General features: G+C 72.5%; 12 protein-coding genes and 1 pseudogene. 5 read left to right on the plus strand and 8 right to left on the minus strand.

The window, feature by feature from the left end; translation table 11 throughout:
* Positions 1-109: 109 nt before the first annotated feature.
* Positions 110-1,297, minus strand: a complete 1,188-nt coding sequence (locus DA06_RS18505) for a M23 family metallopeptidase (RefSeq protein ID WP_418605693.1) — start codon at positions 1,295-1,297, stop codon at positions 110-112.
* A gap of 438 nt (positions 1,298-1,735) precedes the next feature.
* On the opposite strand from DA06_RS18505, the pseudogene DA06_RS18510 reads away from it, so the two are divergent.
* Both DA06_RS18510 and DA06_RS18515 read left to right on the plus strand, forming a co-directional pair.
* Positions 1,736-2,020: pseudogene (locus DA06_RS18510) on the plus strand (type IV toxin-antitoxin system AbiEi family antitoxin); the annotation flags it as partial.
* A gap of 37 nt (positions 2,021-2,057) precedes the next feature.
* On the plus strand, positions 2,058-2,477 hold the full coding sequence (locus DA06_RS18515) for a hypothetical protein (RefSeq protein ID WP_052436957.1): 420 nt from the start codon (positions 2,058-2,060) through the stop codon (positions 2,475-2,477).
* Between the two features lie 269 nt (positions 2,478-2,746).
* Here the strand turns inward: DA06_RS18515 and DA06_RS18520 are convergent, their stop codons facing one another.
* Positions 2,747-4,045 (minus strand): citrate synthase, encoded by a 1,299-nt coding sequence (locus tag DA06_RS18520; protein ID WP_043502895.1) that lies wholly within the window; start codon positions 4,043-4,045, stop codon positions 2,747-2,749.
* Between the two features lie 275 nt (positions 4,046-4,320).
* On the opposite strand from DA06_RS18520, the gene DA06_RS18525 reads away from it, so the two are divergent.
* Genes DA06_RS18525 through DA06_RS18535 form a run of 3 tightly spaced genes read left to right on the plus strand, consistent with a single transcriptional unit; the run spans position 4,321 to position 6,174 of the window.
* Positions 4,321-4,494, plus strand: a complete 174-nt coding sequence (locus tag DA06_RS18525) for a hypothetical protein (RefSeq protein ID WP_418605694.1) — start codon at positions 4,321-4,323, stop codon at positions 4,492-4,494.
* The gene (locus tag DA06_RS18530) at positions 4,487-4,882 is read left to right on the plus strand and encodes a BlaI/MecI/CopY family transcriptional regulator (RefSeq protein ID WP_418605695.1); all 396 of its coding nucleotides are present in this window, start codon (positions 4,487-4,489) and stop codon (positions 4,880-4,882) included. The genes DA06_RS18525 and DA06_RS18530 overlap by 8 nt, the downstream gene beginning before the upstream one ends.
* Complete coding sequence (locus tag DA06_RS18535; protein WP_418605696.1) at positions 4,879-6,174, plus strand: M48 family metalloprotease; 1,296 nt, start codon at positions 4,879-4,881, stop codon at positions 6,172-6,174. Before DA06_RS18530 ends, DA06_RS18535 begins: the two co-directional genes overlap by 4 nt.
* 105 nt (positions 6,175-6,279) lie before the next feature.
* Here DA06_RS18535 and msrB read toward each other — a convergent pair whose 3' ends face one another.
* The 6 genes from msrB to DA06_RS18565 form a co-directional block, all read right to left on the minus strand.
* On the minus strand, positions 6,280-6,693 hold the full coding sequence (gene msrB / locus DA06_RS18540; RefSeq protein ID WP_052436958.1) for a peptide-methionine (R)-S-oxide reductase MsrB: 414 nt from the start codon (positions 6,691-6,693) through the stop codon (positions 6,280-6,282).
* A 47-nt stretch (positions 6,694-6,740) separates the two neighbouring features.
* Positions 6,741-7,583: a hypothetical protein gene (locus tag DA06_RS18545; protein WP_418605697.1), complete on the minus strand. Its 843-nt coding sequence runs from the start codon at positions 7,581-7,583 to the stop codon at positions 6,741-6,743.
* A 4-nt stretch (positions 7,584-7,587) separates the two neighbouring features.
* Positions 7,588-8,400, minus strand: a complete 813-nt coding sequence (locus tag DA06_RS18550; RefSeq protein WP_043502918.1) for an ABC transporter permease — start codon at positions 8,398-8,400, stop codon at positions 7,588-7,590.
* On the minus strand, positions 8,397-9,443 hold the full coding sequence (locus tag DA06_RS18555) for an ATP-binding cassette domain-containing protein (RefSeq protein WP_418605699.1): 1,047 nt from the start codon (positions 9,441-9,443) through the stop codon (positions 8,397-8,399). The genes DA06_RS18550 and DA06_RS18555 overlap by 4 nt, the downstream gene beginning before the upstream one ends.
* 128 nt (positions 9,444-9,571) lie before the next feature.
* Positions 9,572-12,250 carry a xanthine dehydrogenase family protein molybdopterin-binding subunit gene (locus DA06_RS18560; RefSeq protein ID WP_418605700.1) on the minus strand — a complete coding sequence of 893 codons (2,679 nt, stop codon included), beginning with the start codon at positions 12,248-12,250 and terminating at the stop codon, positions 9,572-9,574.
* The gene (locus tag DA06_RS18565; RefSeq protein WP_043502926.1) at positions 12,247-12,732 is read right to left on the minus strand and encodes a (2Fe-2S)-binding protein; all 486 of its coding nucleotides are present in this window, start codon (positions 12,730-12,732) and stop codon (positions 12,247-12,249) included. Before DA06_RS18565 ends, DA06_RS18560 begins: the two co-directional genes overlap by 4 nt.
* Between the last annotated feature and the right edge of the window lie 102 nt (positions 12,733-12,834).

The following is a 12,834-nucleotide window of genomic DNA, read 5'->3' on the forward strand; positions in this document are numbered from 1 at the left end:
GGCCGGACCGCGCGGCCGAGCCCCCGTCCGCGCACAGACCTGCCGGGCCATCCCGGACCGGACGTCGGACGCCTCGGAGAGAGCCGGACAGACAGCCGTGACGACTCGGTCAGCAGACCGCCGCGACCTCGACGGCCCCGTGCTGCTCGAGCCACGCGAGCGGGTCGGTCGTGGTCCCCTGGTCGTCGAGGTGGATCTCGAGATGCAGGTGCGGGCCCGTGGAGTTGCCGTTGTTCCCCACCTCGGCGATGACGTCGCCCGCGGCGACCTCCTGCCCCTCCGCGACGTGGATGCCGTCCTGGTACATGTGCACGTACCAGCTGTAGACGGTCTGCCCGTCGATCTCGTGGCGCAGGATCACAAGCATGCTCGACCGGCCGTCCTTGCCGACGCCGACGTACTCGACGGTGCCGTCGGCGACGGCGTGGATCGGCGTGCCCAGCGGGGCGGCGTAGTCGGTTCCGGTGTGGAAGCCGTAGGAGCCCGAGACGGGGTGCGAGCGGTTCCCGTAGAGGGAGGAGTTGCGGTACATGCCCTCCGCGACCGGTCGCACGAGCTGCTCCGCGCGGTCCGTGACGGCCGCACGGGCCCCGCTGGCGCCGTCGAGCGGCGCACACGTGAGCGCGTCGCGGTCGGCTGCGCGGGACGTCTGCAGCACCGTGGCGCGGCTCGAGGCCGCGGGGTCCTTCAGGAGGCTCGCGGGCACCGGCGCGACAGCCGCGGCGACCTGCGGCTCGAACGCGTCGAGCATGCTCTTCTCGGGGGCGACGGCGGACACGGCCTCGGCCCGCTCGGCGTCGGGGGCCGCGAAGCCGGTCAGCGGGGCCACGATGGTCAGCGTCCCCATCGCGCCGAGCACTGCTGCCCGTGGCGCCCAGGAGCGACCGTGGGTCGTCCGCGCGGGAGTCCTGGAGGTGTGCCGGAGTGCGCGGCGGGACTGCGGGGCCTCCGACACGTGCACGATGTCGGGACGCAGGGCCCACGTCTCGGCGGAGGGCAGAACCTCGGTGACGGCGTTGCTGCGGCCCCGGGAGACGGTCGCCCCGTCCGCCGGAGCTCCGGTGAGCTCGGCCCGCGCCTCGTCCGGGGACCCGGCCGTCGCCGGAGTGGTGCGCGGCTCCTGGGTGGGAGATGCCGGGGCCGTCGCCGACGCAGCCGCCACGTTCGCGGCCTCGCGCAGCTGCCGGCGCGAGAGCTGCGCCGCCCGGGGCGCGGGAACCTCGGCGCCCTGGGGCTCGCGCTGCGCGACCTCCGCCGCCTCGCGTGCCCGCTCGGCCGCCTGATGCTCGCCCGCCACCGCCGTCCGCGCCCACCGCCGCCGTCCGCGCCCACCGCCGCCATCCCGGGCGACCGCGCACGGCGTTCTGAGCGCAGTGGGTGAAAGAGGCCGCACGGGCGGTCAGCCGCACCATGTGCACGGCTCCCGCCGGCGCTGCTGTCCACACCCGCTCCGCCATCATGGTGCTCGTTCGGGCACGCTCGGCCGATGGGCCCTTCTGCCGCGAGACGCTCCGACCCCTCAGACACCGCTACCGGTCTCCTCCAAGGACACCCGTCCGGTCTGCTTCTCTCTCGTGACCTCGCGGAGCTCGGCGAGGACCCACGAGCAGCTCGGCGGGCGGTGGGCAGAACCCTCGCGAAGGTGCGCCCCGGTGCTTATGTCGACGCTGGCGCGTGGAGCGACGCTCGGCAGGACGAGCGGCACAGGCTGGTCGTGATCGCCACCGTCGAGGGCATGCGGACCAGGCCCGTTGTCTCGCACGAGTCGGCGGCGGCCCTGCTCGGCATCCCGCTTGTTGGCCCCATACCGGATCAGGTGCAGGTGACCGACCGGACCTCCTCAGGGGGTAGATCGAGTGCGTGGATACGCAGGCACGGCGTCCAGAACGTTCCCGACGTCGTGATGGTCGACGGGATTGCTGTGACGGGTCCGGCCCGAACGGTGATCGACCTGGCGAGGACACGGAGCTTCATGTCCGGGTTGGCCGCTGCCGACTTCGCGCTCCGGACGGGCGCGGCGACCGTGGAGGACCTGCGGACGGCACTCGAGGAGGTGCGTGGTCGACGGGGGGTTCCGACGCGCACTGTCCGTCGTGGAGAAGGCGGATGCCAGGGCCGAGTCCGTCGGGGAGTCTGTGAGCCGAGCGCAGATGTACGTGCTGGGGGTACCGATACCGCACTTGCAGCGCGAGTTCTTCGACGAGCAGGGGCTCATCGGACGATCTGACTTCTGGTGGGAGGACGTCGACGTGGCCGGCGAGTTCGACGGCCGGGTGAAGTACCAGCCGGACGGCTACGCGGACGGGGTGCCGCCCGAAGAGGTGGTCTGGGTGGAGAAGCGGCGCGAGGACCGGTTGCGCCGGCGGTGCCGTGGCGTCGTGCGCTGGGTATGGGACGAGGCGTTCGGCATCAAGGTCTTCGGCAGGCTCCTGGCGCAGGCAGGCATCCTGCCAGCGCGTCGCGACCGCAGGCGGTAGCGAGGCTCCGCGGCCACCCAGTGCGCACGCAGACGCCCAGTGCGGGTGAACCGCCGGGCGCACCGGCCGGTGAAGACCGCGGCGTGCACGAACACCAGCACTCGACGCCGCCGGACCACCGCGGCGTGCACGAACACCAGCACTCGATGGCTGGCACAGTCGGCGCGCGACCCCCAGTCGCTCCGTGCATCGCGCGCAGCGGGGCCACGACAACGAACGCCCCGACCGGCCGGTCGGGGCGTTCGTCGGCTAAAGGGCCGCTGGGGGCGTCAGCGCTGGTCGAGCGGCACGAAGTCGCGCTCGGCGGCGCCGGTGTAGACCTGGCGCGGGCGGCCGATCTTCGTCGCCGGGTCCGCGATCATCTCCCGGTACTGAGCGATCCAGCCGGGCAGGCGGCCGAGCGCGAACAGCGGGGTGAACATCTGCGTGGGGAAGCCCATCGCCTTGTAGATCAGACCCGTGTAGAAGTCGACGTTCGGGTAGAGCTTGCGCTCGATGAAGTAGTCGTCGTTGAGGGCGATCTCCTCGAGCCCCATGGCGATGTCGAGCAGCTCGTCGTCCTTGCCCAGGCGCGCCAGCACGTCGTGCGCGGCCTCCTTGACGATGGCGGCGCGCGGGTCGTAGTTCTTGTAGACCCGGTGGCCGAAGCCCATCAGGCGGACGCCGTCCTCCTTGTTCTTGACCTTCTTCATGAACTCGGTGGCGTCGCCGCCTCCGGCCTGGATCTTGGTGAGCATCTCCAGCACCGCCTCGTTGGCGCCGCCGTGCAGCGGACCGGACAGCGCGCCGACGCCGGCAGCGACCGAGGCGTAGATGTTCGCGTGCGAGGAACCGACCATGCGGACCGTGGAGGTGGAGCAGTTCTGCTCGTGGTCCGCGTGGAGGATGAGCAGCATGTCGAGGGCCTTGACGATCGCCGGGTCGATGTCGTGGCGCTGGTAGGGCAGCCCGAACGTCATCCGGATGAAGTCCTCGACGTACCCCTTCGAGGCGTCGGGGTAGAGCAGCGGCAGACCGTTGGCGCGCTTGGCGATGGACGCGATCATCGTCGGCACCTTGGCCATGAGCAGCACGGTGGAGAGCTCGCGCTGGTAGGGGTCGTGCGGGTCCAGCGTGTGCTGGTAGTAGGTGGCGAGGGCGGCGATGCCCGCCTGGAGGATGGCCATGGGGTGCCCGTTGTGCGGGAAGGCGGTGAAGAACGCCTTGAAGTCCTCGTGGAGGATGGTGTGCCGCTTGATGCGGCGCTCGACGGCCTCGAGAGTCTGCGCGTCGGGCAGCTCGCCGTAGATCAGCAGGTAGGCCACCTCGAGGAAGTTCGAGCCCTTGGCCAGCTGGTCGATCGGGTAGCCGCGGTAGCGGAGGATGCCCGCCCCGCCGTCGATGTAGGTGATCGCGGACGTGGTCGACGCGGTGTTCGTGAAGCCCGGGTCGAGCGTGACGAGGCCCGTCTCCTTCAGCAGCGAAGAGATGTTCACCCCGTCGTTCCCCTCGACGGCGGGCACGCGGTCGAACTCGAGCGTCTTCCCGTCTACCTCGAACTTCGCCGGGCTGAGCTCAGCATTCGACATCTGTGGTTCCTCCTCGTTGCGGCTCTCGGGACGAGCGCCTCTTTGCGTGAACCGGGGCGACGCGGGCCCCGGAAAGGTGATCCGGTCAACAAAGATATGCCATCGACACCACGAACCGGGAAATCGGGGCGACGGCGGAACGGGCCGGAAGGCTGCGCCCGACCGGGCCAGCCGACCGGACACGGCACCCGACCCGGCCAGCCGACCGGACACGGCACCCGACCCGGCCAGCCGACCGGACACGGCATCACCTGGTTCGCCGTGGGCTGCCCGGTGTGCAACAAGATCGTGCTGCTGGCCCTCGGGCTACACGGGCCGCGCTGACCTGGTTCGCGCCCGTCCAGCCGCTGCTCGCCGGGGCCGGCCTGGCCCTGACGGCCGCGGCCCTGCTGGTGCGGCTGCGCGGCCAGGTCGCCTGCCCCCTGCCCGCGGCGGTAGCCCGTGGCTGAGGCGCACCTCCCCCGGCTCGGCACGCTCGAGAAGGAGGTCATGGAGATCCTCTGGGACTGCCCGACCGAGCTCTGCACGCGCGACGTGCTGGAGCAGACCTCGCAGACCCTCGCCTACACCACGATCGCCACCGTCCTGAACAACCTCGTCAAGAAGGGGCTGGTGGAGCGAGTGCCGGCGGGCCGCACGTGGGCCTACCGCCCGCTGCACGACCGCGGCGCATACGTCGCCGGGCTCATGACGGAGGCCCTGTCCTCCAGCGCCGACCGGGAGGCCTCCCTGCTGCACTTCGTCGAGTCGATGTCCGACGGTGACGTCGCGCTCCTGCGCGGCCTCCTTGCCGACGGCGGGACCGGCCGGGGCACCGACGGGCAGAGCTCGCCGTGACCGTGCTGACCGTCGCCGCCGCACTGACGGCCCTCCTGCTGCTCGGGGCCACCGCTGGGCCGGCTCTCCTCGGACGGCTCGCCCCGGCACTGAGCGCACGCCCCAGGTGGGGCATGGCGTTGTGGGCCTCCTCGGCGGTGCTGTGGGCGCTCGGGCTGCTCAGCGTCGGGCCGCTGCTCGCGTGGACGGTCGCCGGTCCAGGCCTTCCCGGTCCGGCCGGCGCGGTGTGCCGTCGCTGCCTCACGGCGTCCAACCCCTTCGCGTCGGTACCGTGGACGACGCAGGTGCTCCCGACCTACCTGCTCCTCCTCGTCCCCGCCGCCGTGGTGGTCGGGCTGCTGGGCTACGCGGCCGTGCGACTGATCGCGTACCGCCGGGAGCTGCGCCGCCAGCTGCGCACGCTCGCCGCCGTGGCCGAGCTGCGGCAGGTGCAGGGCACGGCGGCGTGGGTCGTCCCCTCGGCCGAGCGGACCGCCTACGCCCTGCCCCGCCGACGCGACGGCATCGTCCTGACCCAGGGCACGCTCGACGGCCTGGACGACGACCAGGTCGCCGCCGTGCTCGCGCACGAGCGGCGCACGTCCGCGGTCGGCACCACGCGGTCATCGGGACTCTGCAGATGCTCGCCGGGCTCTTCGCCCCGGTCCCGACGTGGAAGTACGCCGGTGCATGGTGGGCCGTCCTGCCCCACGTCTCCGGCACCTGGGTGTGGCGGCCACGACGGCAGCGGCTGGTCGGACGTCTACCAGCTGAGCGACGACACGACGCTGCGGGCCGACGTCAAGGCGGTCGGCGGTGTGGTGCACGTGCTGCTCCACGGCGGGTCGAGCAAGCTTGTGTCGCTGCAGTACGACTCCGGCTCCCGCAGCTACAGACCCTGGAGCGCCCGGCCGGGTTCCACGCCCGTCAGTCTCCCGGGGAGCGAGACCGCCACCATCGACATCGACGGCACCGGACGGATGTGGCTGGGCTACGACACCGAGAGCTCGGTGCAGGTCAGGTACGCCGACTCCCCCTACAGCTCCTTCTCCGGCCCCGTCACCCTCGAGACGGGCATCACCGAGGACGACATCGCCGTGGTGACCGCGATGTCCGGCGGTGTGGGCGTCATGTGGTCGGACCAGCGTTCCGACCTCTTCGGCTTCCGGTTCCACGCCAACGGCGCGGCGCCGGGCACCTGGGGCGGCGACGAGTCTCCTGGAGCGGCCTACGCAGCCTCCGCGGGCTCGGGATTCGCGGACGCCACATCAACGTCGCCGCGGCGTCGGACGGCACGCTCTACGCGGTGGTGAAGACGTCCTCGACGACTCCTCGCACCCCCGACCTGGGTCGGCGGCGGTCCGGGCCGGGGGCGGCGTGCTGGAGGTTGAGGGTGAGGACGCGCACGGCGGGTCCGGTCAGGACCCGGCCGCCTCGCCGTCGGCCTCGAACGTGAGCGAGACCGAGTTCATGCAGAAACGTTCGCCGGTGGGGGTCTGCGGCGCGTCGTCGAAGACGTGCCCCAGGTGGGAACCGCACGCCGCGCACCGGACCTCGGTGCGGACCATGCCGTGAGAACGGTCCTCCACCAGCTCGACGGCGTCGGAGTCCGTCGGCGCGTAGAAGCTGGGCCAGCCGCAGTGCGCCTCGAACTTGGTGTGCGGGCGGAACAGCTCCGCGCCGCAGGCCCGGCAGCGGTAGATGCCCTCACGGTCCTCGCCCAGGAGCTTTCCGGTGAACGGGCGCTCCGTGGCGGCCCGCCGCAGCACCTGGAACTCGAAGTCGTCGAGCTCTGCCCGCCACTCCTCGTCGGTCTTCTCGATCTTCGTCATGGGTCAATGGTGCGTCACGCGGGTGCCGGGGCGCACGCGGCGGCGGCTCAGCCGTCCTCGCCGGCGTGAGGCGCGGCGTCGCGGCCGAGGATCTTCGTGGGCGGCTCCTCCCGGGAACCACGGCGCCGGTCGTCCGCCGGAACCCCCGAGGGTGCCACGCCCTCGTCCACCGGGGGCAGCGACGACGTGACGCCGTCGTCGCCGGCTCCGCCCACCTGTGCCGCGCGGTCGTCCGCGGCGCGGCGCTCCGCGGTCTGCTCCCGTTCCTCGTACACGTGCTCGCCCGGGCCGCTGAACGCCTGGGCCCGTTCCTCCGCCTCCCGCGAGCCGCTGAAGAGGGACGACTCGTGCCCGGTGGCGGTCGCCGTCGCCGCCAGGACGGCCGTGCTCTCCGGAGCCGGCACGGCGCTCGCACGTCCGGTGCGTTCGCGCAACGGGGTCCGGCGCAGCAGGCGGCTCTCCACGCCGTCGGGCTCCTCCGCCCCGTCGGGTCCGGTCACCCTCCCCTCCGAGGCCGTCCGCGCGGCCTCCAGCTCCCCGAGGTCCATCACCTCGGTGGAGTCGCCGGAGGGCCGCGCGTCGCCCGCCAGGACGGACGGGGCTGAGCCGGCGGCCCAGCCGAGGCCCGCGACGGCCACGGTCACCCCGACGAACCAGCCCGTCCGCAGCCCGCGCACCGAGGGCCGCAGCGCCGCGGCCTGGGCCAGGCCGATCACCGTGCCTTCGACAAGCCCGCCCAGGACGACGACGCCCAGCGCTCCCGCCGCGCCCGCCGGTCCATCCGCGAGGCGGGTGGCGACGCGGGCGGCCGTGGCGGCCGCCGTCATGCCGACGGCCTCGGCCAGCGCGCACAGTCCCACCCAGCGCCGCAGGCTGCCCTGGCGACCCATCGGGTCACCGGCTCGTGGAGCGCCGGTACTGCCACGTGGCGAGCGGGATGAAGATCAGGAGGAACGCCCCGGCCCACAGGACCGTGTACAGCTCCGGGTTCTGCAGCGCCCAGGACGTCGGCTCGGGCGCGAGCGGGTTCGGGTCCGGGTTGCCGAAGTTGTCCCGGGCGGCCTGCGTGACCGCCGAGACCGGGTTCCACTCGGCGAAGGTCTGCAGCGGCCCCGGCAGGGACTCCAGCGGGACGAACGTGTTGGCCACGAACGTCAGCGGGAAGATCACGATGAACGCGGCGTTGTTGACGACCTCCGGCGTCGGCACGAGCATCCCGATCCACGCCATCAGCCAGGAGATGGCATAGGCGAAGAGCAGCAGGAGGAAGAACCCCAGCAGCGCCTCGGGGACGGACGTGCGGATCCGCCAGCCCACGACCAGTCCGGTGAGCCCCATGACGAGCAGCACGAGGACGTTGTTCACGACGTCGGAGAGGGTGCGCCCCACGAGCACCGCGGAGCCGGACATGGGGAGGGAGCGGAAGCGGTCGATGATGCCCTTCTTGATGTCCTCCGCGAGCGCGGCGCCGGTGATCGTGGCGCCGAAGACGACCGTCTGCGCGAAGATCCCGGCGATGAGGAACTCCCGGTAGGCCGCACCGCCCCCCTCCGAGTCGATGGCACCGCCGAAGACGTAGGCGAAGAGCAGCACGAACATGATCGGCTGCAGGGTGGTGAAGACGAGCAGGTCGGGCACCCGCTTGATCTTGATGAGGTTGCGCCGGGCGACCACGCGACCGTCGTTCACGGCGCTGCGCAGGCTCATGGCGCCTCCCGCACGCTCTCGCGCGCCCGGCTGCCGCGCCCGCCACGACGGCCGTCCTGGCCGGCGGGCGGAGCCGCGGCCTCGTCGTCCGCCTCCGGCTGCTCCTCCGCCGCGTGCCCGGTCAGGGTCAGGAAGACGTCGTCCAGGGTCGGCCGACGCACGCCGATGTCGTCGACCGGGAGGCGGGCGTCGTCGAGCAGGTGCAGCGCGTCCACCAGGGGCCGGGTCCCGCCGGCGGTGGGCAGCACGAGCAGGCGGGTGCGCTCGTCGTGGGTCACCGGGCCGGTGGCAAGCGGCTCCAGGAGCGCCCGCGCCCGGGCCAGCTGGCCGGCGTCGGTCATCACGATCTCCAGCCGCTCGCCGCCCACCTGGCGCTTGAGCTGGTCGGCGGTGCCGCGGGCGATGGTGCGGCCGTGGTCGATCACCACGATGTCGTCGGCGAGCTGGTCGGCCTCCTCCAGGTACTGCGTGGTGAGCAGCACCGTGGTCCCGCCGCCCACCAGCGTCTGGATCACCTCCCACATGTCCAGCCGGGAGCGTGGGTCCAGCCCTGTCGTGGGTTCGTCGAGGAACAGCACGGGCGGGTCCGCGACGAGCGCCCCCGCGAGGTCGAGACGACGGCGCATGCCGCCCGAGTACGTTCTCGTCGGCCGGTCCGCGGCGTCCTCGAGCCGGAACCTGGAGAGCAGCTCGCGGGCCCTCTCCCGCGAGCGGCGCCGTCCCAGGTGGTAGAGCTGGCCGATCATGTCCAGGTTCTCGAACCCGGTCAGGTACTCGTCGACCGCGGCGTACTGCCCCGAGACCCCGATGCGCTCGCGCACGAGGCCGGGCTCGTGCAGCACGTCGGCGCCGGCCACCCGAGCCTGCCCGGAGTCCGGGCGCAGGAGCGTGGTGAGGATCCGGATGCAGGTGGTCTTGCCCGCACCGTTGGGGCCGAGGAGGCCCAGCACGGTGCCGGTGGGCACCTCGAGGCTGACGTCGTCGAGCGCGACGACCTGCGCGTACCGCTTGGCCAGACCGACGGCCTGGATGGCGTGGGTCACACGACGACGGTACGCGAGGGTCCCCGGCCTGCCCAGCAGTTTTCCGGCAGGGCCGCCAGGCCGGGACCGGCGGGGTCCGAGCCCGGGGTCGCGTCCTGCCGGGAACGGGCCCGGCCGGGTCCGCGCGGCTACCCTGACGCCATGACGGCCACGACCTGGACGGGCGGTCGGCTGAGCGGGCGCGCCTCCTGCGTCCTCGCCCCCAACCCCGGTGTGATGACGCTCGAGGGCACGAACACGTGGCTGCTGCGTGCGCCGGGCGGCGGCGAGGTCGCCGTCGTCGACCCGGGGCCCGAGGACGGCCCACACCTCGCCCGTGTGCTCCGGGCCGCCGGGGCCGACGGCGGAGGACCGGCGGCCGTGCCCGCGACGATGGCGTCGACCGTCGCGTCCGGGCCGTCGGCAGCAGCCTTCCCGACGGCGGAGGCTGCGCCGTCGGCCGTGGCGTCCTGGACGGCTCGCCACACCTTCGCCGGCGTCAGCGGCATGGTGATGTCCCTGACCCCGAGGTGCCGGACGGCGTCGAGCACGGCGTTGACGACCGCCGGGGTCGAGGCGATGGTCCCCGCCTCGCCGACGCCCTTGGTGCCCAGGTCGTTCGTCGTCGACGGCGTGACGGTGTTGTCGGTGACGAAGGAGATCGTGTCGGCCGTGGTGGGCAGGGTGTAGTCCACGAAGGAGCCGGTGACCAAGGTGCCCTGCTCGTCGTACACGGCCTCCTCCCACAGCGCCTGCGCGATGCCCTGCACGAGACCGCCGTGGATCTGCCCCTCCACGAGGAGGGGGTTGACGATCGTGCCGACGTCGTCCACGCACACGTAGCTGCGCATCTTCGACTGCCCGGTCTCGGTGTCGACCTCCATCGCGCACAGGTGGGTGCCGTGCGGGTAGGAAAAGTTCACGGGGTCGTAGGTGGCGTCGGCGTCGAGGCTCGGCTCCATCCCGTCGGGCAGGTCGTGAGCGGCGAAGACGGCGAGGGCCAGGTCGGTGAGCCCGATCGAGGCGTCGGTGCCGCGCACCTGGAACTTCCCGCCGGTGAACTCCAGGTCCTCCTCTGCGGCCTCGAGGACGTGCGCGGCGAGCGGGCGGGCCTTCTCGAGAACCTTGTCGGCGGCCCTGACCACCGCCTGCCCGCCGACGACGAGCGAGCGGGAGCCGTAGGTGTCCAGCCCCTTGTGGGAGATCTGGGTGTCGCCGTGCAGGACCTCGACGTCCTCGAACGGCACCCCGAGCCGGTCGGCCACGATCTGGCTCCAGGCCGTCTCGTGCCCCTGCCCGTGCGGCGAGGAGCCGGTGACGACCTCCACCTTCCCGGACGGCAGCATCCGGACCGACGCGTGCTCCCAGCCGCCGGCGCCGTAGCTCAGCGCACCGAGCACCCGGGAGGGCGCCAGCCCGCACATCTCGGTGAACGTGGAGATGCCGATGCCCAGCTGCACCGGGTCGCCGCTCGCGCGCCGCCCGGCCTGCTCGCGGCGCAGCTCGTCGTAGCCGAAGAGCTCCTTGGCCCGCGCCGTCGCCGCCTCGTAGTTGCCGGAGTCGTACTCGAGCCCGGCCACCGTCGTGAAGGGGAACTCCTCGTGCCTGATCCAGTTCTTCTCCCGCACGGCCAGCGGGTCCGTGCCGAGCTCGACGGCGAGCTCGTCCATCATCCGCTCGATCGCGAACGTGGCCTCGGGCCGGCCGGCGCCGCGGTAGGCGTCGGTCCACGTCTTGTTGGTGAAGACGTTCGTGCAGGTGAAGTGGTAGGCGGGGAACTTGTAGATGGCGTTGAACATGAACGCGCCGAGGATCGGCACCCCGGAGGTGACGAGGCCGAGGTAGGCGCCCATGTCGGCGGTCAGCTCGACCTTCAGGCCGGTGACCGTGCCGTCCCTCCTCGCCGCGAGGGTGAGCTTCTGCAACTGGTCGCGGCCGTGGTGGCCGGAGAGGAGCGACTCGCTGCGGGTCTCGGTCCACTTGCACGGCTTGCCGGTGCGGCGGGCGGCGAGGAAGGTGATGACCTCCTCCGGCGTGACCTGGAGCTTGCCGCCGAACCCGCCGCCGACGTCGGGGGCGATGACCCGCACCTTCGACTCCGGCACCCCGAGGGTCAGGGCGAGCATGAGCCGGAGGATGTGCGGCACCTGGGTGGCGGACCACATGGTGAACTGCTCACCGGTGGGGTCGACGACCGTCGAGCGCGGCTCCATGTAGGACGGGATGAGCCGCTGCTGACGGAACTCGCGCTCGATCAGCACCTCGGCGTCGCGGATCGCGTCCTCGACGTCGGTGCCCGTGCCGGCCGCGGCCGAGTCGAACGTCCAGACCGCGGAGACGTTGGTGCCCAGCTCCGGGTGGGCGAGCACCGCGTCGGCGGCCGCCTCCCTGAGGTCGACGACGGCGGGCAGCTCCTCGTAGTCGACGTCCACCAGCTCGGCCGCGTCCCGGGCGGCCGCCGCGCTGCGCGCGACCACGACGGCGACGATCTCGCCGGCGAAGGCCACCCGGTCGACGGCGACGGCGGGGTGGGGCGGGGCCTTCTGGTCCGGCGTGACCGGCCAGGCGTTGGGCAGCGAGCCCTGGACGTCGGCGACGTCGCGCCCGGTCAGGACGGCGACCACGCCGTCGGACGCCTCAGCGGCGGTCGTGTCGATGGCGGCGATGCGTGCGTGGGCGAAGGGGCTGCGCACCATGGACAGGTGCAGCATCCCGGGCAGGACGATGTTGTCCGTCCACCGGGTGCGCCCGGTGACGAGCCGGCGGTCCTCCTTGCGCTTCCGGGCGGCGCCGACCTCTGTGGTCGGCCGGTCCTCCACGGCGGTCACGGCTGCACCTCCATGACGGGCACGGGCTGCGCGGCGGCCTGCTGCACGGCCCTGACGATGTTGTGGTACCCGGTGCACCGGCAGAGGTTGCCCTCCATGCCCTCGCGGATCTTCTCCTCGGTGAGGTCCGGGGTGTGGGCGACCAGGTCGGCGGCCTGCATGATCATGCCCGGCGTGCAGAAGCCGCACTGCAGGGCGTGGCAGTCGTGGAAGGCCTGCTGGACGGGGTGGAGCTCGCCGTCGGCGGCCAGTCCCTCGATCGTGGTGACCTCGTGGCCGTCGGCCTGCACGGCGAGGACGTTGCAGGACTTCACGGACCGGCCGTCGAGGTGGACGGTGCAGGCCCCGCAGTTCGAGGTGTCGCACCCGACGACGGTCCCGGTCTTCCCGAGGGACTCACGCAGGTAGTGCACCAGGAGCGTCCTGGGCTCGACCTCGTCGGTGTACCGGGCGCCGTCGACGGTCACGGAGATGCGTGTCATGGATCCTCCAGGTAGGGACGTCGTCGTCACCTCGGATCATGTCGGGCATCGGGAGAACGGGCAAGCATTTCGGTGACCCGGATCGCACGCGGAGGTCACGAC

The organism is Georgenia sp. SUBG003 (genome assembly GCF_000715355.2).
Lineage (GTDB): Bacteria > Actinomycetota > Actinomycetes > Actinomycetales > Actinomycetaceae > Georgenia.

Coding starts and splice junctions, on each gene's coding strand:
- DA06_RS18520 (WP_043502895.1), bottom strand. CDS start 4,045: ATGTCGAATGCTGAGCTCAGCCCGGCGAAGTTCGAGGTAGACGGGAAG.
- msrB (WP_052436958.1), bottom strand. CDS start 6,693: ATGACGAAGATCGAGAAGACCGACGAGGAGTGGCGGGCAGAGCTCGAC.
- DA06_RS18545 (WP_418605697.1), bottom strand. CDS start 7,583: ATGGGTCGCCAGGGCAGCCTGCGGCGCTGGGTGGGACTGTGCGCGCTG.
- DA06_RS18550 (WP_043502918.1), bottom strand. CDS start 8,400: ATGAGCCTGCGCAGCGCCGTGAACGACGGTCGCGTGGTCGCCCGGCGC.
- DA06_RS18565 (WP_043502926.1), bottom strand. CDS start 12,732: ATGACACGCATCTCCGTGACCGTCGACGGCGCCCGGTACACCGACGAG.